A 23,468-nucleotide genomic window follows, 5' to 3' on the forward strand; every position below is an offset into this window, starting at 1 on the left:
TTCCGCGTCGACTTCTTCGCGGGCGTGCCCGCTCCCACAGTTACTGCAAAGCCCTCCAGCGTTGTGGAGTATCTGTGGGAGCGGGCGAGCCCGCGAAGAGGGCCTTTGACCCAGCGCAATACCCCCATTGTTTCAACCTTTTTCCTGACCGCTCGATCCGCTATGCTCGGACTCCACCCCGTGCCGGATACACCCCAGGAAAGAGGGCTCCATGATCCGCAGCAAACTGCCGAATGTCGGCACGACCATCTTCACCACCATGTCCCAGCTCGCCGTGCAGACCGGCGCGCTCAACCTGTCGCAAGGCTTCCCCGATTTCAACGGCCCGCAGGCGCTGCTCGATGCAGTAGGCCGGCATGTGGCTGCCGGGCATAACCAGTATTCGCCAATGACCGGCCTGCCGGCCCTGCGCCAACAGGTGGCGGCCAAAGCCGAGCGCCTGTACGGCGCCAGGGTGGATGCCGACCAGGAGGTGACCATCACCCCCGGCGCCACCGAGGCGATCTTCTGTGCCATCCAGGCGGTGGTGCATGCCGGTGACGAGGTGATCGTCTTCGACCCGTGCTATGACAGCTACGAGCCTTCGGTGGAACTGGCCGGTGGCCGCTGCGTGCATGTGCAATTGAGCGACGGCGACTTCCGCATCGACTGGCAGAAGTTCAGCGATGCCCTGAGCCCGCGCACGCGCATGGTCATCCTCAACTCGCCGCACAACCCCAGTGGCGCGCTGATCACCCGTGAAGACCTCGATCAGCTGGCAACGCTGATTGCCGACCGCGATATCTACCTGGTCAGCGATGAAGTCTACGAGCACCTGGTTTACGACGGCGTTCGCCACGCCAGCGTGCTGGCCCACGAGCAGCTGTATCAACGCGCCTTCGTGGTCAGCTCGTTCGGCAAGACCTACCACGTTACCGGCTGGAAGACCGGCTATGTGGTCGCCCCGCCAGCGCTGAGCGCAGAGCTGCGCAAGGTGCACCAGTACGTCAATTTCTGCGGGGTGACGCCACTGCAGTGCGCACTGGCCGACTTCATGGCCGAGCACCCTGAGCATATCGATGAGTTGCCGGCCTTTTACCAGGCCAAGCGCGACCTGTTCTGCGGCTTGCTGGACGGTTCGCGGTTCAGTTTCACCCGCACGGCGGGCACTTATTTCCAGCTGGTGGACTACTCGCAGATCCGCCCCGACCTGAACGACGTCGACATGTCGCTGTGGCTCACCCGCGAGCACGGCGTGGCGACCATCCCGGTATCAGTGTTCTACCAGCACCCCATCCCCGAGCAACGCCTGGTGCGCCTGTGCTTTGCCAAACGAGAGGAGACGCTGCGTCAGGCAGCGGAAAGACTATGCGCGATCTGAGCACACTGCCGAACCTGAGAGTCGCCCTGGTGCAAACCACCCTGGCCTGGCACGACCGCGAGGCCAACTATGCGCACTTCGAGGTGCTGCTGGAGCAGGTGGGGGAGGTGGACCTGGTGATCCTCCCGGAAATGTTCACCACCGGTTTTTCCATGCAGTCGGAAAGCCTGTGCGAGCCAGAGAACGGCCCGACCTACAAATGGTTGAAGGCCCAGGCGAAGAAGTACAACGCGGTGATTACCGGCAGTGTGATCATCCAGGCCGCCGATGGCAGCCACCGCAACCGCTTGCTGTGGGCGCGCCCGGATGGCGAGATTCTGCACTATGACAAACGCCACCTGTTCCGCATGGCGGGTGAGCACAAGCATTACACCCCAGGCGAGCGGCAGGTGCAGTTCGAGGTCAAAGGTTGGCGAATTCGCCCGTTGATCTGCTACGACCTGCGCTTCCCGGTGTGGAGCCGCGATGCCCAGGACACCGACCTGCTGCTGTACACCGCCAACTGGCCGGCTGCGCGCCGCCAGCACTGGAACCGGCTGCTGCCGGCGCGGGGTATCGAGAACCTGTGCTATGTGGCAGCGGTGAACCGGGTGGGCACGGATGGCAAAGGCTTTGCGTATTCGGGTGACAGCCAGGTGCTGGACTTCCAGGGCGAGAGCCTGCTCAGTGCCGGGGAGGCGGACGGGGTGTTTACTGCTGTGTTGAGTGCGGCGGAACTGGCGGCGTACCGGGCCAAGTTCCCGGCCAACCTGGATGCCGATACCTTCGAGTTGCACTGACAGCCGGTACCGGCCCTTTCGCAGCACAAGGCTGCTCCTACAAGGTATGCGCTACACCTGTAGGAGCAGCCTTGTGCTGCGAAGAGGCCAGTAGCCTTTACATCAATATCAGATCAGTACACATCCCGCCGATACCGCCCATCCTCGATCAGCTGCTGCACAGTGGCCTCACCGAGAATGCCGTTGAGCGCTGCATCCACCCCCGCAGCCATCCCTTGCAGACTGCCGCAGACGTACACGCATGCGCCATCCGCCACCCAACGCTTGAGTTCCTCAGCCTGCTGCAGCAACACATCCTGCACATACACCTTCTCGGCCTGATCCCGCGAGAACGCCAGGTCCAGCCGTGCCAGGTCGCCGTGGTCCAGCCAGCCTTGCAACTCGCCGCCACACAGCAGGTCATGTGCCCGGTTACGCTCGCCAAACAGCAGCCAGTTACGCTGCTCGCCGGCATTAACCCGTGCGCGGATCAGACTACGCAGGCCGGCCAGGCCCGTGCCGTTACCGATCAGGATCATCGGTGCAGCTGACTCCGGCAGGTGGAACCCGCTGTTACGCCGTAGGCGCAGGCTCAGCGTGCCGTTCAGCGGCAGATATTCAGTCAGCCAGCCCGAACCCAGGCCCAGGTTGCCATCGGCATGGCGCTCCTGGCGGACGATCAGCTCCAGCACGCCATCGCTGGCGATGGAGGCAATCGAGTATTCACGACTGCCGATCGGCACCAGTGCATCTACCAGCGCCTGCGGCTGCAAGCCGATCAGGTGATCACGACGGCCTGGCAATTGACGACCGGCGAGGGCTTGGGCGAGGGTTTCGCCAAGGCCATTGACCTGCACCTTGGCCCCGGCGTCCAGTGCCATGCCGTTCAGGAACGCGTCAACTCGTGGCTGCCCATTGAGCGGCAGGATCTCTACCAGGTCGCCAGCCTCCCAGCTGGCAGGCTCTTGCGGTTGCAAGCCCAGCAGGTACACCGGTTGACCCTGGCTGCCCGGGTTCAAAAGTTCGCGGCGTACCAGCGACCAGTTGCCAAAGCTTGGCGGCTGCCACGCGGCCACCGGCTGGGCGCCGGTCAGTTGCGCCAGTTCCTGCTGCCACTGCTGCAGGGCGGCCTGGTCGGCGTTGTCCACTTCCACCGGGCTGAAGGCGCTGCTGGCACCGCGCTCGCCCAACCACGCCTGCAGGCGGCGGGCGAAGCCGCAGAAGTGCGGGTACTGGCGGTCGCCGAGGGCGAGCAGGGCATAGTTGAGGTCGTTCAGCGCCCAGGGCTGGCCCAGCACCTTGCGCTCGAAGGCGCGGGCGCTGTCGGGGGCTTCGCCATCGCCGAAGGTACTGACCACGAACAGCGCGCGGCGGGCCTGGCGCAGGTCGTTTTCACCCAGCTCGGCCAGGGCACGCACTTGCACCGGCAGGCCGGCGGCTTGCAATTGCCCCGCACTTTGCCATGCCAGTTGTTCGGCGAAGCCGCTCTGGCTGGCAAAGCCGATCAGCCAGCTGTCGCCACTGCCGCTGTTGCTGGCGACATTGCCACGGGCTTCACGTACCTGGCGCTTCTTGCGGCGGCGGTCGAGGTACAGCAGCCAGCCGGTGACGAAGAACAGTGGCATGGTCAGGCTGGCGACGGTGACGATGATGCGCCCCGGCAGGCCGAAGTATTCACCGACGTGCAGGGCGTAGACGCTCTGCAGCAGCTGGGCCTTGAAGGACTTGTCGGTGTAGCGGTCATGGCTTTTCACCTGGCCGCTGGCCGGGTCCAGCACCAGGGTGTTGAAGGCGCGCGGGTGGTCGGCGTTGTCCTGCAGGTAGAACAGGTTGGCCGGCTGGCCGCCAGCGGGTGGCAGGCGCAGGTTGTAGGCGGCCAGGCCCGGGCCGGCGGCGTCCTTGAGGCTGGCCCAGATGGCGTCGTAGTCCACCACCAGCGGCGGGGCGTTCTTGTCGACCTTTTGCGGCCCGTGGCGGCCACGGCCTTCGCCGCGCTTTTGTTGCTGGCCGGCGGCGGGCGCGTCGGCCAGCAGCTTGTTCAGGCCTTCGCGGTACCACTCGTAGGACCAGAACAGCCCAGTCAGGGCGAACAGCAGATAGAACAGCAGGCACCAGGTGCCGGCCACGGCGTGCAGGTCCCAGTTGAAGGCGCGGCCTTTCTTGGCCCAGTCGAAGGTCAGCCAGGTGCGCCAGTCCAGCGCCTTGCGCGGCCAGCGCAGGTAAAGGCCGGACAGGCAGAAGAACACCAGCATCAGGGTGCAGGCACCGGTGATCTGTCGGCCGGTGTCGCCCATGGCCAGGAAGCGGTGCAGGTTGAGCATGAGGTTGAAGAAGCCTTGCCCGGCCACTTCGCCCTTGAGTTCACCGGTGTACGGGTCGGCATAGCGCAGCTCGCCACGGCGTTCGCCCGGTGGCGGCATGAAGAAGATGCGTGCGGCGTTGCCTTCACGCACGTCGACCCACAGCATCGACACCTTGTCGTGTTGCTGGGCCTCGACGCGCTGGACCAGCTCGGCTGGCGGCAGCACGCCTTCGGCGCGCACTTGCACCTTGAGCACGTCGGCATTGAATGCGCGCAGCAGTTCTTCCTGGAACGAATACAAGGCCCCGGTAATGCCCATCAAGGCCAGCACCAGGCCTGCGGTGATGCCAAAGAACCAGTGCAATTGGAACAGCGTCTTCTTCACCACATCGATCACCTTGTCTTACTGCCGCAGACTGCGCGGTATGCATTATGCCTTGATACGCAAAAGCCCCGCTCACAAGAGTGAACGGGGCTCGGGGTAACTTTTTTAGAAGTGGAAGTTGGCGCTCATGAGTGCGGTACGACCAGGTGCCACGTGAGCGTAATGCGGAGCGAAGACCTGATCGAAGTAACGTTTGTCAGTCAGGTTTTGCACATTCAATTGCAAATCAACATTTTTCGTCAGGCGATAGGTTGCCATAGCGTCATAGCGCCAGTAGGAAGGCACTTCGACGGAGTTGGCTTCATCACCGAAGCGCGAGTCAACAAAAGTAGCCCCGGCGCCAACGGTCAGCTGAGGGATGATGTCGTAGGTCGACCAGAAGGTGAAGTTGTTACGCGGCGTGCTAGGCATGTGGTTGCCTTCGTTAGCGGCGGTAGACGTTTTCACGATCTCGCTTTCCATGTAGGTGTAGCCACCGTAGACCTTCCACTTGCTGGTCAGGTTGCCCGAGTAGGTCAGCTCAACACCTTGAACCCTTTGCTCTCCGTCCAGGACTTGATAGGTGGCGTTGTCAGGATCGGTGACGCGTGCATTGGTTTTGTCGGTGCGGAACAAGGCAGCTGTCAACGACAGGTTGTCGTCGAAGAAGTCCCACTTAGTGCCAATTTCGTAGTTGCGGTTACGTTCTGGATCTAGGTTGCTGTTGTTGACCGCGAGTTCCAGGCCGCCGTTGCCGCTGCTTTCGCCAGATGGGTTGCTGGAGGTCGACCAGGCGGCGTAGATGCTACCGTTGGGCAATGGCTTATAAACTACGCCAACCTGATAGTTCCACAGATGTGCATTGTTTTCGCGAGAGAAATCACCGGCGACCGAGCCACGGCCTCCAGTGCTGTAACCGCTCGATTTGGTTTGGTAGTCGTCATAACGCAGACCAAGGTTCAGTGACCACTGTTCGTTGAACGTCAGCGTGTCGAAGACGTAAGCAGCGCTGGTTTTGGTATCGGTGTCTGTGTAGGCCGGGCTATCGGTGATAGTGCCGGACCAGCTGTCATCCGGGGATGGGTCATAGAGGCTGGTGCAGTCGCCCGAAGCAAGCAGGGCTGGGGTGCAAACGGTGCCTGTACCTGCGGCCGAAGTAATGACGTAACCTCGGTTATGAGTGTCGCTGTAGGTGAACTCAAGACCTGTCACCAGGCTATGTTCGATGAACCCGGTATTGAACTTGGCGCTCAAGTCGGTTTGGTTGACCCAGCCCTTGGAGGTCGAGTTACGGTTCTTAGTGGAACGATAGACCGTGCCGTTGGCTACGTTGCCTTTACTGTCGTCCGGGTTGGTGACGATATAGTCGAGTGTCGAGCGCGACATCCGGAAACTATTGGACAGAGTCAGGTTGTCGTTAAGGTCATGTTCAATACGAATGGTGCCACTGTCGTTACTGGTCTTGCGATAGTCGCGCCCATTCAGACCATAAAAATTGTCACGGTCAACGTGGGCAGGGCCATCTACATCGTACTTGCTGCGAGTAGCACTACGATTCAGAGGGATGCCATAGTCTGGCATGTCGTCGGTTTTCAGGTGGTAGTAACCCACGGTGACCCGGGTATCGGTGCCAAGACCAAAGGCGAACGACGGCGCTACACCCCAGCGGCTCACATCCACATCATCACGGCCTGCGACGTTGGCTTCGTGTTTCATCAGGTTCAAGCGAAACGCGGAAGTGTCGGTCAGCTGCTTGTTCAGATCCAGCGTAGTGCGTTTGGTCTGGTCAGAGCCCCAGGTGAAGCCGCCGTTGTAGCTATCACCGAGTTTTGCGGTTTTGGTAACCAGGTTCAGGCTACCCCCAGTCGATCCTGCACCGGTAAATGCGGAGCCTGGCCCTTTACTGACTTCGATCGATTCGACGTTGAAGATTTCGCGGCTCTGCGATGCTACATCGCGCATGCCATCAACAAAAACGTCACTTTCGGCGTTGAAGCCACGAATGATGGGCCGGTCACCTGCCGGGTTGCCACCTTCACCAGCACCAAAAGTGATGCCGGGTGTAGTACGCAGAGCATCCACCAAGGACGTCGCGCCTGTGTCGCGAATGACCTGTTGCGGGATTACCGTCACGCTTTTAGGCGTTTCACGCAGAGGCGCGGTGTATTTCTTGGAGCTGGCGCTGTCGGTCTTGTAGCTGGTGACATCTTGCGCTGCGTTGACGCTGGTTGCGTCCAATGAAATGACGGAATCACCAGCCTGGTCATCTGCAAGCGCAAATTGAGCAGTCGAGGCAGCAGAGATGGCGACGCCGATGGCGGACGCAAGCAGGCGTGGCGAACTCACAGCAGATGGTACGTACTGGCGCATTGCTAAGGACCTTCCCCAAGGTGTTGAGGCGGCGGATACTAATGTAAGCAATTGTGACTAACAATTGAGAGTCGTTACCATTCGTGAAGAATTTACAATCTTTACAATTTGCCTTTACGGTTTCATACAGCTGAAACGTCTTAAGCGGCGAATGGGGCTTGTGTAGCGCAAAAGGGAATCAATATCATTGGCGCCTTTACATTTCCTAACGGTGCTGCCGCCATGCTGCTTCACATCCCTGGCCTGTTCGACGCTGATGAACTGGCCCGTATCCGCGAGGCGCTGGAGCAGGCCGACTGGGCCGATGGCAAGGTCACGGCGGGTTACCAGTCGGCCAAGGCCAAGCACAATCTGCAGTTGCCGGAAGGGCACCCGCTGGCCAAGGAGATTGGCAGCGCATTGATCGACCGCCTGTGGAAAACCCCGCGTTTCATGTCTGCGGCGTTACCGCACAAGGTGTTCCCACCGCTGATCAACTGCTACCGCGAAGGCGGTAACTTCGGTTTCCACATCGACAACGCCCTGCGCCAGCCCAAGGGCAGCCCGGAGCGGGTGCGCACCGACCTGTCGTCCACGCTGTTCCTCAGCGACCCGGACAGCTACGACGGCGGTGAGCTGGTGATCCAGGACACCTATGGCGTGCAGCAGGTCAAGCTGGCCGCCGGTGACCTGGTGCTGTACCCCGGCACCAGCCTGCACAAGGTCAACCCGGTGACCCGTGGCCAGCGTTACGCGGCGTTTTTCTGGACCCAGAGCCTGGTGCGCGAAGACAGCCAGCGGGCGCTGTTGTTCGAGATGGACAACGCCATCCAGCAACTGACCGCCGATGTGCCGGACCATCCTTCGCTGTTGCAGCTGACGGGTACCTACCACAACCTGCTGCGCCGCTGGGCCGAGGTCTGAGCCGTGTCCTACCAGTTGCGACGTGAGGAAGTGGTGGATGTGGCCGGGCTGCAGGCCATGCTCGAGGAAAGCCCGGGCAAGGCCGCCCAGGCGATCCTGGCGGCAGCGGGGCAGGGCGCGGTCGAGGCGCAGTTGCTGCTGGGGCAGATCCTGCTGGATGGGCGTGGTATCCAGGAGGATGCCACCGTCGCCCGGCGTTGGTTCGGCATCGCTGCACAGGGCGGCAGCGCCATGGCGCACAACATGCTCGGGCGTTGCCTGGAGCATGGCTGGGGCGGCGAGCCGAGTTTGACCCAGGCGGCCATTCACTATGCCCGCGCAGCCGATGCCGGGCTGGACTGGGGCCTGTACAACCTGGGCAACCTGCTGGCGACCGGGCGTGGTGTGCCGGCCAATCAAACCCAGGCACTGATGTGCTATGAGAAGGCTGCACAAATGGGGCATGCCAAGTCGATGAACCTGTATGGGCGTTACCTGGAGCAAGGCATTGCCACGGCGCCCAGCCCGGCGCGGGCGGTGCGTTGGTATCGGCGTTCGGCTGATGCGGGGGATTTTCGCGGGATGTTCAGCCTAGCGCTGGTGCTGGTCGAGCGCGGGCAGGTGGCCGAGGCAGGTCAGTGGCTGGAGCGGGCGCGGGTTGAGGGGAACATGAACTTTTTGCGCGCTGCGTTGGTGACTTTGCAGAAAGCGGGGCCGGTGCTGATGGCCTTTGCGGCACGGTATGCCGAGGAGATCGAACGGCGCGAGGCATGACTCCACAAATGTTTCAGGGCAGCGCGGTCTCTGTAGGAGCAGCCTTGTGCTGCGAAGAGGCCGGCATGGCGAAAGACAGTGATGGCCTCTTCGCAGCACAAGGCTGCTCCTACAGCGACCGCGTAGGCCTGGAGGAAATGAAAACGGGGCCTTGCGGCCCCGTTGTGCATTACAGGTAGTAAGCCTTCAGCGGCGGGAAGCCGTTGAATTCCACTGCGCTGTAGCTGGTGGTGTAGGCGCCGGTCGACAGCCAGTACAGGCGGTCGCCGATGGCCAGGTTCAGCGGCAGGCCGTACTTGTAGTTTTCGTACATGATGTCGGCGCTGTCGCAGGTCGGGCCGGCGATGACCACTTCTTCGGCTTCGCCTTTCTTCTCGGTCCAGATCGGGAACTTGATGGCTTCGTCCATGGTTTCGATCAGGCCGGAGAACTTGCCCACGTCGGTGTAGATCCAGCGCTCGACGGCAGTGCGCGACTTGCGCGCGACCAGCACCACTTCGCTGACCAGGATACCGGCGTTGGCGATCAGCGAACGGCCTGGCTCCAGGATGATTTCTGGCAGCTCGTCACCGAAGTCTTCCTTCAGGAAGCGAATGATTTCTTCAGCGTAGGTTTCCAGGCTGTTGGTGCGGGTGATGTAGTTGGCCGGGAAGCCGCCACCCATGTTGATCAGCTTCAGCTCGATGCCGTCTTCTTCTTTCAGGCGCTCGAAGATCACCTTGACCTTGGCGATGGCGGCGTCCCACACGCTGATGTCACGCTGCTGCGAGCCTACGTGGAAGGAGATGCCGTAAGGCACCAGGCCCAGGTCGCGGGCGAGAATCAGCAGGTCCATGGCCATGTCGGTCTGGCAGCCGAACTTGCGCGACAGCGGCCAGTCAGCCGTGGTGGAGCCTTCGGTCAGAATACGCACATACACTTTCGAACCCGGTGCGGCCTTGGCGATGTTGCGCAGGTCGGCTTCGGAGTCGGTGGCGTACAGGCGCACGCCCTTCTCGTAGAAGTAGCGGATGTCCTTGGACTTCTTGATGGTGTTGCCGTAGCTGATACGGTCGGCGCTGACGCCACGGCCCAGTACTTTGTCCAGCTCGTAGATCGAGGCGATGTCGAAGCTCGAACCTTTCTCTTTGAGCAGGTCGATGATTTCCACGGCCGGGTTGGCCTTGACCGCGTAATACACCTTGGCGAATTCGAAACCGGCGCGCAGGTCGTCATAGGCCTGGCTGATCATCTGGGTATCGATGAGTACGAACGGGGTTTCCTGCTTGTCGGCGAACGCCTTCATTTTCTGGAAGGTGTCACGCGCGAAATAGTCTTCGACCTGGATCGACATGCTCAGGGACTCCATGGGCAAACTGAAAGATTAAGTGGCTGCAAACTGAACGTCCTCCGTATCCCCACTTTGGTTCGCCTACTCAGTACTTGAGCCGGATGGATCGTTTCCAGCATGGACGTTCGGCGCGCACTTTAGGGCGTGAAGAATGCAGAATCAACAGGCAATCCGGGCGTGATCGAAGTGGATCGACGACCAGCCATTTGAATAACCGACCCATGTGACCGGCTGATGTTCCCCAGGGTGTTTCAAGCGTAAAAAATTGTGGAATGGACCGCGTCACCCCCTTCGCGGGCAAGCCCGCTCCCACAGGCATCACACGGTTCTTGTGGGAGCGGGCGCGCCCGCGAAAACGCCGCAGGTGTTCATATTTATGGCCACGATTTCCTGGTACTCACGTGCATGAACGTAACGATAAATTTTTTGTTACCGACTGGCGGATTTGCTGGTTTTGATGAGAAACATTACTATTCGCACCCTATCCGCCTCCCTGATGACCCCGACCGTGTCCGGACACAAAGGCTTCCTCGACCACTACCATGAGCTGATCGGCACCTGGACGCGCAAACTGCGCAGTCGTCAGCAGGCCGAGGACCTCACCCACGATGCCTTCGTCCGGGTACTGGAAAACCCGCGCGAGCAGGTTGAGCAGCCGCGCGCCTACTTGCACCAGACCGCCCGCAACATTGCCGTGGATGGCTTCCGCCGCGAAGACCGCCGCCAGGCCCTGGAGCTGGACGCTTTCGACGAGGGCAGTAGCGGCAGTGGCGACCCGGAGGCCTACGTGCATGCCCTGGAGCTGGCCGACAGCGTCGAGCGGGCGTTGGCCGAGTTGCCGCTCAACTGCCGGCAGGTGTTCATCTGGCAGAAGCTTGAGGGCCTGACCCAGGCCGAGATCGCCGAGCGCATGGGGTTGAGCAAGAACATGGTCGAAAAGTATATGATCCGCACGCTCCGGCATTTGCGTGAGCACCTGGATGTGTCGGCATGATGAGTCAGGAGACCTTTTCGATGAAACAGCACGGTACCGATACCGTCCGCGAGCAGGCGGCCGCATGGTTTGCCCGCGTGCAGGATGCGCCTCGGGATGCCGGGCTGCAGAAACAGTTGCGCGCCTGGCTGGCGAGCGACGAACGTCACCGGGAAGAGTACGAACACCTCAACCGCGTGTGGCAGGCCGCCAGCTTCATTCCGCGCCAGCGCCTGGAAGCGCTGTGCCAACCAGACCCGGTGCGGCAGCTGCCACGTAGACGTTTCATGCGCCAGGCCTTGGCCGCCAGTGTCGCGCTATTGGCGCTGGGCCTGGGTTGGGGCGGTTGGCACTACCAGCAACTGAACCACCAGGGCAGCTTGCAGACGGCCTTCAATGAGCGCCGCCAAGTCGAACTGCCGGATGGCTCGCAGCTGGAGCTCAATGGCAGTACGCAGGTGCAGGTCGACTTCAGTGCCGGCCAGCGGCATATCCGCCTGAGTGCCGGTGAGGTGATGTTCAACGTCGCCCATGACAGCAGCAGGCCATTTGTGATCGACACTGCCCAAGGCAGTGTGACCGTGACCGGTACTCGCTTCGATGTCCGCCTGGACCCAGCCAGCACCCGTGTGGCGGTGGAGCAGGGTTCGGTGCGGGTGCAGGGCAAGGGCGCCTCGCTGGCACAGCTGACGGCCGGGCAGGGTGCGCATATAGATGCACAAGGCGTGGTGGCAGCACCCTATGCAGTCAATGCCGCTGCCGTGACGGCCTGGCGCCAGGGCAAGCTGGTGTTCGACAACGCCACCTTGGCCGAAGTGGTGGCCGAAGCTTCGCGCTATCGCAGCCAGCCCCTGCGGGTCGCCCCCGGCAAAGTCGCCCAGTTGCGCCTGTCCAGCACCTTCAGTACCGACGATACCGACGCCCTGCTGCGGGCCTTGCCGAGCATCCTGCCGGTGGCCATCAAGGCTCATGAAGATGGCTCCCGCGAAATAATCGCAAAATAGATTCAGGTTTTTTTTCGCTCGTTCGTCTTCCTCGCCAGCTGCAACTGCCAAGCATTTCCATTTGCATGCGGTTAGCGTTTATTTCGCATTCCAGGATGTTTCGACGACGTGAACAACAACAAGCCTTTCCCACGCTTCCGCGCCCTGGCGCTGGCCCTGGCGGTCAGTGCCGTGGCCGTCAACAGCCAGGCCGCAGACGCCGGCAACACCATCCAGATCCAGGCCCAGCCGTTGGGTTCGGCGCTGAACCAGCTCGGCCAGCAGACCAGCCTGCAGCTGTTCTTCAGCCCCGAGCTGGTCGCCGGCAAACAGGCCCCGGCGGTGTCGGGCAACCTGGCGCCGGTGCAGGCGCTGCAACAGTTGCTGCAAGGCAGCGGGCTGACCTTCGAGATGTCCCAGGACACCGTCGTGGTAAAGCCGCTGCCGACTACCCTTGAGCTGGGCAGCGGCAGCCTGGAGCTGGCGCCCACCGACATCAAGGTAGTCGGTGACTGGTTGGGCGATGCTCAGCAGAGCGTGGTGCAGAACCACCCCGGCGCACGTACCGTGGTACGCCGCGAGGCGATGGTGGAGAAGGGCGCGATGAACGTGCGCGACGTGCTCCGTGGTATCCCCGGCGTGCAGGTGCAGGATTCCAACGGCACTGGCGGCAGTGACCTGTCGCTGAACGTGGGCGTGCGCGGCCTGACTTCGCGTCTGTCGCCGCGCTCCACCGTGTTGATCGACGGTATCCCGGCCGCCTTTGCGCCGTATGGCCAACCGCAGCTGTCGATGGCGCCAATCTCCTCGGGCAACCTCGACAGCATCGACGTGGTGCGTGGTGCCGGCTCGGTGCGCTATGGCCCGCAGAACGTCGGTGGGGTGATCAACTTCGTGACCCGGGCGATTCCGGAAAAGGCCTCGGCAGAGCTGTCCACTACCCTGGAAACCTCCCAGCATGGTGGCTGGAAACACACTGAATCGGCCTTCGTCGGCGGCACGGCGGACAACGGCATGGGCGTGGCGTTGCTGTACACCGGGGTGAACGGCAACGGTTACCGCGAAAGCAACAACGGCAACGACATCGATGACGTCATCCTCAAGACCCACTGGGCGCCTACCGACGTCGATGAGTTCTGGCTCAACTTCCATTACTACGATGGCCGTGCCGACATGCCCGGTGGCCTGACCCAGGCCCAGTACGACAGCAACCCGTACCAGTCGCTGCGCGACTACGACTACTTTGCCGGCCGGCGCAAGGACGTGTCGTTCAAATGGCAGCGTCAGCTCGACGATGCCACCCAGTTCGAAGTGCTGACCTACTACACCGACAGCTTCCGCGGCAGCGCCATCGCCTCGCGGGACATGAAGACCCTGTCGTCGTACCCGCGCAACTACCACACCTTTGCCATCGAACCCCGCGTGTCGCGGATCTTCTTCGCGGGCCCCACCACCCAGGAAGTCAGCGTGGGTTATCGCTACCTGAAAGAAGCGATGCGCGAGCAATCGACACGTCTGGCACTGATCGACAACGTACCGACGTATACCCCGACTTCCGATGGCCACGTGTTCCAGGACCGCAGCGGCGGCACCGAGGCGAGCGCCTACTACATCGACGACAAGATCGACGTGGGCAACTGGACCATCACCCCGGGCATCCGTTTCGAGCACATCAACACCGACTGGCGCGACCGCCCGGTGCTGGATGCCAACAACCGCCCGGTGCCGGAGAAGAAGCGCAGCATCACCAGCAACGAGCCGCTGCCGGCGCTGAGCGTGATGTACCACATCTCCGATGCCTGGAAAGTGTTCGCCAACTACGAGACTTCGTTCGGCAGCCTGCAGTACTTCCAGCTGGGCCAGGGCGGCACCGGCAACAACACGGCCAATGGCCTGGAGCCGGAAAAGGCCAAGACCTACGAAATCGGCACGCGTTATGACGATGGCGGCTTTGCCGGTGAGCTGACCGCGTTCTACATCGACTTCGATGACGAGCTGCAGTACATCAGCAACGACGTGGGCTGGACCAACCTCGGGGCGACCAAGCACCAGGGTATCGAGGCCTCGGTGCGCTATGACCTGGCTGGGCTGGACCCGCGCCTGGACGGGCTGTCGGTGAGTGGTGGCTACACCTATACCCGTGCAACCTATGAAGGTGACATTCCGGGCTTCAAGGGCCGGGACTTGCCGTTCTATTCACGCCAGGTGGCCACTGCCGGGGTGCGTTACGCGGTCAACCGCTGGACCTGGAACCTGGATGCCTACGCCCAGTCCAAGCAGCGTGCGCCGGGCACCGGGATCAATGCCGACGGCAGCTTCAATGGCGACTACATCACCGAGCCGAGTGCTGATGGGCAGTTTGGCGACATTCCGGGTTACGTGACCTGGCATGCCCGTGGTGGCTATGAGTTCGGGCCGGAAATGTCCAACCTGAAGCTGGCGGCAGGGGTTAAGAACCTGTTCGACAAGCAGTACTTCACCCGCTCCAGCGACAACAATGCCGGCATTTATGTGGGTGAGCCGCGGACCTTCTATGTGCAGGCCAGTGTAGGGTTCTGATACCGCGTCGCCCCATTCGCGGGACAAGCCCGCTCCTACAGGTTCTGCGCTAACTTCAAGGCCTGCGCAAAACCTGTAGGAGCGGGCTTGGCCCGCGAATGGGGCGCAAAGCGCCCCCGGCTTTCTACGAAACCACCGCCTCAGCTGGCGAAACAATACTGGTCTTCGCCCCTCGCGACCTACCCGAACTCAGGTAAGCCGCAATCGACTCCTGCGTCACTTCGCCCAGGAACACCTGCTCGGCATCCAGCACCGGCAACCACGCCCGGTTGAACTCGTACATCCGCGACAGCAGGATGCGCAAATGCTCGTCATGCGATGCCGTGGCATTGAACGGCCGCAGGAAGTCGCCACAGGTGCCTTGTTGGCGATGCATGTCGCGCCGGCGCACATAGCCCAGTGCCTTGTTCTGCGCATCGGTCACCACCACATAGCGGCGGTCATGTTCATCCAGCAGTTCCAGCGCATCGCTCACAGGCGTTTCCGGGCTGGCCGACGGCGCGTTGTCCGCCGCATCCTCGGCACGCACCAGCAGCAGGCGTTTGAGGGTGCTGTCCTGGCCAACGAAGTTGCTGACGAACTCATCCGCCGGGTGCGCCAGCAGGGTGTCCGGGTGGTCCAGCTGCAACAGCTTGCCGGCACGGAAGATGGCAATCTTGTCGCCCAGCTTGATCGCTTCGTCGATGTCGTGGCTGACCATGATCACCGTCTTGTTCAGCGCCCGCTGCATTTCGAAGAACTCGTTCTGGATCATTTCGCGGTTGATCGGGTCGACCGCGCCGAACGGCTCGTCCATCAACAGTACCGGCGCTTCGGCTGCCAGGGCGCGGATCACGCCAATGCGCTGCTGCTGGCCACCGGACAGCTCGCGTGGGTAGCGCTGCAGGTACTGCTTGGGTTCGAGCTTGATCATGTGCATCAGCTCGCGGGCGCGTTCGTGGCACTTTTGCTTGTCCCAGCCGAGCAAGCGCGGCACCACGGTGATGTTCTCTTCGATGGTCATGTTGGGGAACAGGCCAATCTGTTGGATCACGTAGCCGATGTGCCGGCGCAGGGTCACTTCGTCCAGCCCGGTGGTGTCTTCACCATTGATGAACACCTGGCCGGAGGTCGGCGTGATCAGGCGGTTGATCATTTTCAGCGTGGTGCTCTTGCCGCAGCCCGAGGGGCCGAGGAACACGCAGATTTCCCCTTCGTTGACCGTGAGGTTTACCGCGTCGACGGCTTTGACGTCCTTGCCGTTGACGTTGAAGGTTTTGCTGAGGTTCTTCAGTTCGATCATGAGCGCAGTCCTTCTGGAGTCAGGGCACGTTGCAGGGTTTGCAGCAGCAGGTCGGCGATGATGGCCAGCAGGCTGACCAGCACGGCGCCGACCAGCAGCATCGACATGTCGCTGCGGCTGATGGAGGTGAGGATGAGCACGCCCAGGCCACCGGCGCCGATGGTGGCGGCAATGGTCATGACGCCGATGTTCATCACCACGGCGGTGCGCACACCGGCGAGGATCACTGGCACGGCAATGGGCAGCTCGACCATGCGCAGGCGCTGGCCGAAGGTCATGCCGATGCCGCGCGCCGCTTCACGGATGCCGGGCTCGACATTGGTCAGGGCCAGGTAGGTGTTGCGCATGATCGGCAGCAGCGAGTACAGGAACACGGCAGTGATCGCCGGCAGGGGTCCAAGGCCTTGGCCGAACTTGGAGTAGAACGGCAACAGCAAGCCGAACAGGGCAATGGAAGGGATGGTCAGCAGCACCGTGGCGCTGGCCTGCAATGGACCGGCAAGTGCCGGAAAGCGAGTCATGAGAATGCCAAGCGGCACCCCGACAAGAATCGCCAGGCCCACTGCGATGCCCACCAGCATGATGTGCTGCCAGGTCAACTGCAGCACCTGGGCCCAGTCCAGGTGGTTGAAGGTATCGATCAGGTTCATGGCTGGCCCTCGCTGTTCAGTGGGTGCTCACGCAGGAAGGCGGCGGCCACGGCGGTCGGGTTCTGGTGTTCGACGTCGACCTTGGCGTTGAGCTGGCGCATGGTTTCGTCATCCAACTGCTCGGCCAGCGGCTTGAGCAGGCCGGCCAGTTGCGGGTTGGCGTCGAGCACGGCTTTGCGTACCACCGGGGCGGCGGTGTAGTCGGGGAAGTAGTGCTTGTCGTCCTCTAACAGCTTGAGGTCGAAGGCGTTCAGGCGGCCGTCGGTGGTGTACACCAGGCCGGCGAACACCTGGTTGTTGCGCATGGCGGTGTACACCAGGCCGCCGTCCATCTGGCGGATGTTGCGCCGGTCCAGCGGCAGGCCATACATCTCGCGCAGACCGACCAGGCCGTCGGGGCGGTTGGCGAACTCGGTGTCCAGCGCCACCAGGTGGGTACGCTGGCTTTCATCACGCAGCACTTGGTTGAGGTCGCTGATGGTGTTGACCTGCGGGTAGGCCTCGGCCACTTGCTTGGGCAGGCCCAGCGCGTAGGTGTTGCTGAACTTCGACGGGGTCAGCCAGATCAGGTCCTTCTTCGCGTCCAGCGCCTTCACCCTGGCGAAGGTGGCTTCGGCACTGGGCATGCGCTCGTCGATATGGTTGTACGACACCAGCGACACGCCGGTGTATTCCCACATCAGGTCGAGCTGGCCGGTTTCCTGGGCCTGGCGTGCGATGTTGCTGCCAAGACCGGTGGTAACGCGCACGTCGAAGCCGTTGGCGCGCAGATATTGCGCGGTAATTTCGGCAAGCACGGTCTGTTCGGTGAACACCCGCGCGCCGACGCGGATCAGCGGCTTTTCCGCTGCCTGGGCAAATCCTGCGAACAGCAGGGCCGCGCCCAGTAGCAAGGCGATTCTCTTCTTCATAGGTTCCCTATCCTTGTTGGGCCAGGCCACGTTCCAACCAGCGCTTGCTGGAGAAACTCACCGCCGCATCCAACACCAGTGCCAGTAGTGCGGTGCACGCGGCACCCAGCAGCAGCTGCGGCTGGTTGTTCAGGGCGATGCCAGGGAAGATCAGGCTGCCCAGGCTGTTGGCACCGATCAGGAACGCCAGTGGCGCGGTGCCTACGTTCAACGCCAGGGCCACGCGTACGCCGCCGACGATGATCGGCACGGCATTGGGCAGCTCCACCTGCCACAGTTGCTGACGCGGGGTCATGCCGATGCCGGTGGCGGCTTCCTTGAGCGAGGCGGGGACGTTTTTCAGGCCCTCGTAGGTGTTGCGCACGATGGGCAGGAGGGAGGCGAGGAACAGCGCGAAGATCGCAGGCCCGGCGCCGATGCCCAGAATGCTCAGGGCGATGGCCAGAACGGCCAGAGGGGGAATGGTGTTGCCAACGTTGAAGAACTGCATGAAGCGCTCGGCTTTGTCGACCCGGTGCGGTCGACTGAGCGCAATGCCAGCGGGGATGCCCACGGCCAATGCCGCCGCCATCGAAGCCAGCACCAGTACCAGGTGCGCTTGCAGGTAGAACCCAAGATCGTCGCGATAGCGCACGATCGTGTCGATGCCGATCCAGTGGATCAGCAGGGCCAGGATGACGAGCACGGTGGCGCATCCCAACAGCCCTTTACCGTAGCGTTTAGCCACAGGCGGACTCCTTGTGTTGTCGGCGAGCACACTTCTTTTTTGCCGGCCAGTCCTGGCGGCGGATGGTGTGTTCGCGAGTAGCAGCGTGACGCATGCCGAAGGCTGCGATCAGGCCATGAGCCGAACCCCGTCGGGCCCGAAAATGCTGATGAAACCAATCCCCAACCGAAGCGGGTTGCAGGGGAGTGGACGTCTCCGTGGGCGTAAAGGTTCCCATCTGAGGCGGCATTTGGCCAGCGTTAATCACTGGGTGGTGGGTTTTTTGGCGAGAAAAAACAGCGGCTTAATGCACTGTAGGCGTTGAAATAACTGCCCTGTGGCCATCTGTCGTGATAAAGCGATTGTCTGTTGAATTTGTTGTGCCTGTGCCGGCCCCTTCGCGGGCACGCCCGCTCCCACAGGGCTCCCTATTGTCCTCAGCCTTTTGCAGAACCTGTGGGAGCGGGCGTGCCCGCGAAAGGGCCGGAACAGGTGTCACTGGTTCAGCAAGTTTTGGTCTGGGCCCAACTTCAGGTATGATATCGCCCCTTTTTGAATCCCCCAGTCAGGCGATTTCCCATGACCAACCAGGCCGCCGAAGTCGCGAAGCGCCGCACTTTCGCAATCATTTCCCACCCCGACGCCGGTAAGACCACCATCACCGAGAAGCTGTTGCTGATGGGCAAGGCCATTGCCGTCGCCGGTACCGTGAAGTCGCGTAAGTCCGACCGCCACGCCACCTCCGACTGGATGGAAATGGAGAAGCAGCGCGGCATCTCCATCACCACCTCGGTGATGCAGTTCCCGTACCGCGAGCACATGATCAACCTGCTCGACACCCCCGGCCACGAAGACTTCTCGGAAGACACCTACCGCACCCTGACCGCGGTGGACTCGGCGCTGATGGTGCTCGACGGCGGTAAAGGTGTAGAGCCGCGTACCATTGCCCTGATGGACGTGTGCCGCCTGCGCGACACGCCAATCGTCAGCTTCATCAACAAACTCGACCGTGACATCCGCGACCCGATCGAACTGCTCGACGAGATCGAAGCCGTTCTGAAGATCAAGGCCGCGCCGATCACCTGGCCGATCGGTTGCTACCGCGACTTCAAAGGCGTGTATCACCTGACCGGTGACTACATCGTGGTGTACACCCCGGGCCACGGCCATGAGCGTACCGAAGCCAAGATCATCCAGAAGCTGGACTCGGACGAAGCCCGCGCCCACCTGGGCGACCAGTACGATTCCTTCGTCGAACAACTGGAGCTGGTGCAGGGCGCCTGCCACGAGTTCAACCAGGAAGAATTCATCAACGGTCAGCTGACCCCGGTGTTCTTCGGTACCGCGCTGGGCAACTTCGGTGTCGACCATGTGCTCGATGCCGTGGTCGACTGGGCGCCGCGCCCGCTGGGCCGTGTTGCCCACGAGCGCACCGTCGAGCCTGTGGAAGAGAAGTTCACCGGCTTCGTGTTCAAGATCCAGGCGAACATGGACCCGAAACACCGCGACCGTATCGCTTTCATGCGCATCTGCTCGGGCAAGTACGAGAAGGGCATGAAGATGCGCCACGTGCGCCTGAACAAGGACCTGCGTATCGGCGATGCGCTGACCTTCTTCTCCTCCGAGCGTGAGCAGTTGGAAGAGGCTTTTGCCGGTGACATCATCGGCCTGCACAACCACGGCACCATCCAGATCGGCGACACCTTCACCGAAGGCGAGGCGCTGGGCTTCACCGGTATTCCGCACTTCGCCCCGGAGTTGTTCCGTCGCGTACGCCTGAAGGACCCACTGAAGTCCAAGCAGCTGCGTCAAGGCTTGCAGCAGCTGGCTGAAGAAGGGGCCACCCAGGTGTTCTTCCCGGAGCGTAGCAACGACATCATCCTCGGTGCGGTCGGTGTGCTGCAGTTCGACGTGGTCGCCAGCCGCTTGAAGGAAGAATACAAGGTCGAGTGCGCCTACGAGCCGATCACCGTGTGGTCGGCGCGCTGGATCAGCTGCGACGACAAGAAGAAGCTCGAGGAATTCCAGAACAAGGCCATGGAAAACCTGGCCATCGACGGTGGCGGGCACCTGACCTACCTGGCGCCGACCCGGGTCAACCTGTCGCTGATGGAAGAGCGCTGGCCGGACATCAAGTTCCGCGCTACCCGCGAGCACCACTGATCCTGGAATGCCATGGCGCCCTGTAGGAGCAGCCTTGCGCTGCGAAGAGGCCAGTGATAACACCCAATTGCTCTGAGTTATCACCGGCCTCTTCGCAGCGCAAGGCTGCTCCTACAGGGATCGCGTGAAGCGCTAGTTTCCGGCTTTGATGCTGGTCCAGATCCGCGTCCTGATGCGGTCGATCTTCGCCGGCATCGCCTCCAGCGCATACAGCTTGCCCATCACCTCATCGCTTGGGTAAATCATCGTGTTGCCCTTCATCGCCGGGTCCACCAACCCGTCTGCCTTGAGGTTGCCGTTGGCGTATTGCACATGGTTGCTGATGTTGGCCATCACTTCTGGCTGCAGCAGGTAATTCATATAGGCGTACCCAGCCTTCTCATCCGGCGCATCGGCCGGCATGGCCACCATGTCGAACCACATCGGCGCGCCCTCCTTGGGTATCGAATAGCCCACCTTCACCCCGTTCTTCGCCTCTTCGGCACGGTTCTTCGCCTGCAGCACATCCCCCGAGAAACCTACAACCACGCAGATATCACCGTTGGCGAGGTCGCCGGTGTACTTCGATGAGTGGAAGTAGCTGATGTACGGCCGCACCTGCATCAGCAGTGCCTTGGCCTTGTCGTAGTCCGCCGGGTTCTGGCTGTGGTGCGGCAGGCCCAGGTAGTGCAGGGCGATGGGCAGCAGCTCGGGGCCGTTGTCCAGCACCGCGACGCCGCAGCTTTTCAGCTTGCTCATGTATTCGGGCTTGAAGATCAGGTCCCAGGAGTCCAGCGGCGCGTTGTCGCCGAGCACTGCCTTGACCTTGTCGATGTTGTAGCCGATGCCGGTACTGCCCCACAGGTACGGGAAGCCGTACTGGTTGCCGGGGTCGTTCACCTCCAGCGCCTTGAGCAGCACTGGATTGAGGTTGTGCCAGTTGGGCAATTGCGACTTGTCCAGGCGTTTCAGGGCCTTGCCCTGGATTTGCCGGGCCATGAAGTGGTTGGAGGGGAACACCACGTCGTAGCCGGAATTGCCGGTCATCAGCTTGCCGTCGAGGGTTTCGTTGCTGTCGTACACGTCGTAGGTGGGCACGATGCCGCTGGCTTGCTGGAAGTTCTTCAGCGTGTCGGGGGCGACGTAGCTGGACCAGTTGTAGATCTTCACCGTTTCGGCGGCGCTGGCCACGCTGGCGGCCAGTATCAGGGGTGCGAGGAGGAGCGTGCGCATGTCGGGGTACCTTGCTTTGTCTGTTGTTATCGAAGGCAGGCGATCAGCGGATCAGAAAATAAGCACGTAGGTCTTGCGCACGGTCTCCTGGATGTCCCAGGTGCCGGTGCTGTTGGCCGGTAGCATCAGTGCGTCTCCGGCTTCTATGAACAGGGTGTCGCCACCGTCGGGGGTGAAGGTGCAACGGCCTTTGATGAAATGGCAGAACTCCTGTTGCACGATCTGCCGCCGCCAGCGCCCCGGGGTGCATTCCCAGATGCCGGTTTCGACGCCATCGCTGCGCTCCACGCTGGTGACCGAGGCCACTGCAATGGGTTCGCCGAGCGGCACCGCGACTGGGTTGGAACTGTCCAGCACGGCGCTGTCGGTGTTCTTGAACTGGGTGATGCTCATGACCGGTGGATCCTGTGCGAGTGATAGGGGAATCAGTGCATGAAGCCTTCCATGAAGTCCGCTAGCGAGCTGGCCAGGCGCCGCCTCCAGGGCGCGCTGGCGGGGTTGGCGAGGGTCCGGTCCTCGTGGACGAAGCTCTGGATGATTGCGTTGTAGCCCAGCCAGCGGCAGGGCTCGGGCGGCCAACTGGCCAGGCTGGAAACCGGGCGGTTGTCGAGGACCCATGGCTGTGCGGTCAGTTCGTTGTGTTGGCCTAGGATCAGCGCCGCCAAGGTGCGCCCGCCCAGGTTGGTGGCGCCCACGCCTTCGCCGCCGTAACCACCCGCCAAGGCGATTCCACGTTGGCGGTCGCACAGCATGTGCGGGCGGAAGCGCCGCGCCATGCCCAGGTTGCCGCCCCAGGAGTGGGTGATGCGCACGTGCTTGAGTTGCGGGAACAGTTCACTGAACAGGTAGCGGCGCAGCTCCACTTCGTGTTCGTCGAGGTTGAAGTTTTCCCGCAGGCGGCCACCGAAGCGGTACCCACCGCGGGCGCCGAACACCAGACGGTTGTCGGCGGTGCGCTGGCCGTAGGTGACCTGGCGGCTGCTTTCGCTGAAGGCCTGGCCCTGGCTAAGGCCGATCTGCTCCCAGGTGCTCTCCGGTAGCGGTTCGGTGGCCACCAGCAGGCTCTGTACCGGCAGTTGGTGTTTGCCCAGTGGCGGCAGGCTGGCGGCGTAACCTTCTACGGCGGGCACCATCCACTGGCAGCGAACCCGCGCCAGTGGGGTGCGCACCTCACCCGTCTGCCAGTCGATGGCCGGCGTGTTTTCGTAAATGGGTACGCCCAGCGCTTCCACTGCCCGGGCCAGACCGCGCACCAGTTTGGCCGGCTGGATGGTGGCGGTGTGCGGGCTGTAGATGGCGCCGTAGGCGTTGCTGACCCGCAGCTGGGCATCCAGTTGCTCGGGGCGCAGCCAGCGGTAGTCGTCCTCGGTCATGCCTTGGCGATACAGGTCGTCGAGGTAGGCGCGCAGGCTGCGCTCCTGTTCCGGGTAGCGCGCTGCGCAATACAGCACGCCGCCTTTGCGGTAGTCGCAGTCGATGCCTTCGCGTTGCAGCACGCTGTGCACTTCATCCGGGATGCCGTGCAGCAGGTCGATGCTGGCGCGGCGCTGTTGCGGCGACAGGGTGGCGAGCAGGCGGTCTTCGCCCAGCAGGTTGCCCATCAACCAGCCACCGTTGCGCCCCGAGGCGCCGAAACCGGCGATGTTGGCATCAATCACCACGATGTTCAGCTGCGGCGCTTGGCGCTTGAGGTAGTAGGCGGTCCACAAACCGGTATAGCCGGCGCCGATGATGCACACATCCGCCGCCAGGTCTTCGCGCAGGGCCGGGCGGGCGCACAGCGGCTCGTCGAGCTGGTCCATCCACAGGCTTAGGGTGCGCAGGGGTTGCATCGGGTTCGGCTCCACATCCGTCAGGGTCTGTGGGCGATCCTAGTGATGTCGCTAGGC

At 62.2% G+C, this 23,468-nt stretch carries 18 protein-coding genes; 8 read left to right on the forward strand and 10 right to left on the reverse strand.

The window, feature by feature from the left end; all coding sequences use genetic code 11:
* Nucleotides 1-211: 211 nt before the first annotated feature.
* Together ACNFBR_RS03185 and ACNFBR_RS03190 are read left to right on the forward strand one after the other, a co-directional pair.
* On the forward strand, nt 212-1,360 hold the full coding sequence (locus ACNFBR_RS03185; RefSeq protein WP_416733631.1) for a pyridoxal phosphate-dependent aminotransferase: 1,149 nt from the start codon (nt 212-214) through the stop codon (nt 1,358-1,360).
* Nucleotides 1,348-2,139, forward strand: coding sequence for an amidohydrolase (locus ACNFBR_RS03190; RefSeq protein WP_416733632.1), 792 nt, complete (start codon nt 1,348-1,350; stop codon nt 2,137-2,139). Before ACNFBR_RS03185 ends, ACNFBR_RS03190 begins: the two co-directional genes overlap by 13 nt.
* Before the next feature lie 113 nt (nt 2,140-2,252).
* On the opposite strand, the gene ACNFBR_RS03195 is transcribed toward ACNFBR_RS03190, so the two are convergent.
* Both ACNFBR_RS03195 and ACNFBR_RS03200 read right to left on the reverse strand, forming a co-directional pair.
* A complete protein-coding gene (locus ACNFBR_RS03195; RefSeq protein WP_416733633.1) occupies nt 2,253-4,808 on the reverse strand; it encodes a PepSY domain-containing protein in 2,556 nt (851 codons plus the stop codon).
* 102 nt (nt 4,809-4,910) lie between these two features.
* Nucleotides 4,911-7,154 (reverse strand): TonB-dependent receptor, encoded by a 2,244-nt coding sequence (locus ACNFBR_RS03200; RefSeq protein WP_416733634.1) that lies wholly within the window; start codon nt 7,152-7,154, stop codon nt 4,911-4,913.
* 222 nt (nt 7,155-7,376) lie between these two features.
* Here ACNFBR_RS03200 and ACNFBR_RS03205 point away from each other — a divergent pair, with 222 nt between their 5' ends.
* Together ACNFBR_RS03205 and ACNFBR_RS03210 are read left to right on the forward strand one after the other, a co-directional pair.
* Nucleotides 7,377-8,057, forward strand: coding sequence for a Fe2+-dependent dioxygenase (locus ACNFBR_RS03205; protein WP_416733635.1), 681 nt, complete (start codon nt 7,377-7,379; stop codon nt 8,055-8,057).
* Between the two features lie 3 nt (nt 8,058-8,060).
* Entirely contained in the window at nt 8,061-8,810 is a 750-nt protein-coding gene (locus ACNFBR_RS03210) for a tetratricopeptide repeat protein (RefSeq protein WP_416733636.1), read from the forward strand.
* Nucleotides 8,811-8,979: 169 nt separating this feature from the next.
* On the opposite strand, the gene ACNFBR_RS03215 is transcribed toward ACNFBR_RS03210, so the two are convergent.
* Nucleotides 8,980-10,143: a type III PLP-dependent enzyme gene (locus tag ACNFBR_RS03215; protein WP_016713187.1), complete on the reverse strand. Its 1,164-nt coding sequence runs from the start codon at nt 10,141-10,143 to the stop codon at nt 8,980-8,982.
* A gap of 493 nt (nt 10,144-10,636) precedes the next feature.
* Here ACNFBR_RS03215 and ACNFBR_RS03220 point away from each other — a divergent pair, with 493 nt between their 5' ends.
* From ACNFBR_RS03220 to ACNFBR_RS03230, 3 genes are all read left to right on the forward strand, one after another.
* A complete protein-coding gene (locus ACNFBR_RS03220) occupies nt 10,637-11,134 on the forward strand; it encodes a sigma-70 family RNA polymerase sigma factor (RefSeq protein ID WP_416734022.1) in 498 nt (165 codons plus the stop codon).
* Nucleotides 11,135-11,154: 20 nt separating this feature from the next.
* A complete protein-coding gene (locus ACNFBR_RS03225; RefSeq protein ID WP_416733637.1) occupies nt 11,155-12,117 on the forward strand; it encodes a FecR family protein in 963 nt (320 codons plus the stop codon).
* 108 nt (nt 12,118-12,225) lie between these two features.
* The gene (locus ACNFBR_RS03230) at nt 12,226-14,655 is read left to right on the forward strand and encodes a TonB-dependent siderophore receptor (RefSeq protein WP_416733638.1); all 2,430 of its coding nucleotides are present in this window, start codon (nt 12,226-12,228) and stop codon (nt 14,653-14,655) included.
* Between the two features lie 124 nt (nt 14,656-14,779).
* Here the strand turns inward: ACNFBR_RS03230 and ACNFBR_RS03235 are convergent, their stop codons facing one another.
* From ACNFBR_RS03235 to ACNFBR_RS03250, 4 genes are read right to left on the reverse strand one after another with little or no spacing between them, the layout of a single operon-like run.
* Nucleotides 14,780-15,937 (reverse strand): betaine/proline/choline family ABC transporter ATP-binding protein, encoded by a 1,158-nt coding sequence (locus tag ACNFBR_RS03235; RefSeq protein WP_416733639.1) that lies wholly within the window; start codon nt 15,935-15,937, stop codon nt 14,780-14,782.
* Nucleotides 15,934-16,587, reverse strand: coding sequence for an ABC transporter permease (locus tag ACNFBR_RS03240; protein WP_416733640.1), 654 nt, complete (start codon nt 16,585-16,587; stop codon nt 15,934-15,936). Before ACNFBR_RS03240 ends, ACNFBR_RS03235 begins: the two co-directional genes overlap by 4 nt.
* Complete coding sequence (locus ACNFBR_RS03245; RefSeq protein WP_416733641.1) at nt 16,584-17,498, reverse strand: glycine betaine ABC transporter substrate-binding protein; 915 nt, start codon at nt 17,496-17,498, stop codon at nt 16,584-16,586. Before ACNFBR_RS03245 ends, ACNFBR_RS03240 begins: the two co-directional genes overlap by 4 nt.
* Nucleotides 17,499-17,505: 7 nt before the next feature.
* Nucleotides 17,506-18,225, reverse strand: a complete 720-nt coding sequence (locus ACNFBR_RS03250; protein ID WP_416733642.1) for an ABC transporter permease — start codon at nt 18,223-18,225, stop codon at nt 17,506-17,508.
* Between the two features lie 558 nt (nt 18,226-18,783).
* On the opposite strand from ACNFBR_RS03250, the gene ACNFBR_RS03255 reads away from it, so the two are divergent.
* Nucleotides 18,784-20,367 carry a peptide chain release factor 3 gene (locus ACNFBR_RS03255; protein ID WP_416733643.1) on the forward strand — a complete coding sequence of 528 codons (1,584 nt, stop codon included), beginning with the start codon at nt 18,784-18,786 and terminating at the stop codon, nt 20,365-20,367.
* A 132-nt stretch (nt 20,368-20,499) separates the two neighbouring features.
* On the opposite strand, the gene ACNFBR_RS03260 is transcribed toward ACNFBR_RS03255, so the two are convergent.
* From ACNFBR_RS03260 to ACNFBR_RS03270, 3 genes are read right to left on the reverse strand one after another with little or no spacing between them, the layout of a single operon-like run.
* On the reverse strand, nt 20,500-21,579 hold the full coding sequence (locus ACNFBR_RS03260) for a polyamine ABC transporter substrate-binding protein (protein WP_416733644.1): 1,080 nt from the start codon (nt 21,577-21,579) through the stop codon (nt 20,500-20,502).
* 51 nt (nt 21,580-21,630) lie between these two features.
* Complete coding sequence (locus ACNFBR_RS03265; protein ID WP_416733645.1) at nt 21,631-21,972, reverse strand: cupin domain-containing protein; 342 nt, start codon at nt 21,970-21,972, stop codon at nt 21,631-21,633.
* Between the two features lie 32 nt (nt 21,973-22,004).
* Nucleotides 22,005-23,411 (reverse strand): NAD(P)/FAD-dependent oxidoreductase, encoded by a 1,407-nt coding sequence (locus tag ACNFBR_RS03270; protein ID WP_416733646.1) that lies wholly within the window; start codon nt 23,409-23,411, stop codon nt 22,005-22,007.
* Nucleotides 23,412-23,468: the final 57 nt, after the last annotated feature.

Source organism: Pseudomonas sp. NY11955, from assembly GCF_048068035.1.
Lineage (GTDB): Bacteria > Pseudomonadota > Gammaproteobacteria > Pseudomonadales > Pseudomonadaceae > Aquipseudomonas.

Bases quoted from the DNA above. Each gene is read 5' to 3' on its own strand.
- ACNFBR_RS03235 (WP_416733639.1), bottom strand. From the start codon at position 15,937: ATGATCGAACTGAAGAACCTCAGCAAAACCTTCAACGTCAACGGCAAG.
- ACNFBR_RS03200 (WP_416733634.1), bottom strand. From the start codon at position 7,154: ATGCGCCAGTACGTACCATCTGCTGTGAGTTCGCCACGCCTGCTTGCG.
- ACNFBR_RS03270 (WP_416733646.1), bottom strand. From the start codon at position 23,411: ATGCAACCCCTGCGCACCCTAAGCCTGTGGATGGACCAGCTCGACGAG.
- ACNFBR_RS03205 (WP_416733635.1), top strand. From the start codon at position 7,377: ATGCTGCTTCACATCCCTGGCCTGTTCGACGCTGATGAACTGGCCCGT.
- ACNFBR_RS03215 (WP_016713187.1), bottom strand. From the start codon at position 10,143: ATGTCGATCCAGGTCGAAGACTATTTCGCGCGTGACACCTTCCAGAAA.
- ACNFBR_RS03255 (WP_416733643.1), top strand. From the start codon at position 18,784: ATGACCAACCAGGCCGCCGAAGTCGCGAAGCGCCGCACTTTCGCAATC.
- ACNFBR_RS03240 (WP_416733640.1), bottom strand. From the start codon at position 16,587: ATGAACCTGATCGATACCTTCAACCACCTGGACTGGGCCCAGGTGCTG.
- ACNFBR_RS03225 (WP_416733637.1), top strand. From the start codon at position 11,155: ATGAAACAGCACGGTACCGATACCGTCCGCGAGCAGGCGGCCGCATGG.
- ACNFBR_RS03245 (WP_416733641.1), bottom strand. From the start codon at position 17,498: ATGAAGAAGAGAATCGCCTTGCTACTGGGCGCGGCCCTGCTGTTCGCA.
- ACNFBR_RS03190 (WP_416733632.1), top strand. From the start codon at position 1,348: ATGCGCGATCTGAGCACACTGCCGAACCTGAGAGTCGCCCTGGTGCAA.
- ACNFBR_RS03260 (WP_416733644.1), bottom strand. From the start codon at position 21,579: ATGCGCACGCTCCTCCTCGCACCCCTGATACTGGCCGCCAGCGTGGCC.
- ACNFBR_RS03265 (WP_416733645.1), bottom strand. From the start codon at position 21,972: ATGAGCATCACCCAGTTCAAGAACACCGACAGCGCCGTGCTGGACAGT.
- ACNFBR_RS03220 (WP_416734022.1), top strand. From the start codon at position 10,637: ATGACCCCGACCGTGTCCGGACACAAAGGCTTCCTCGACCACTACCAT.
- ACNFBR_RS03185 (WP_416733631.1), top strand. From the start codon at position 212: ATGATCCGCAGCAAACTGCCGAATGTCGGCACGACCATCTTCACCACC.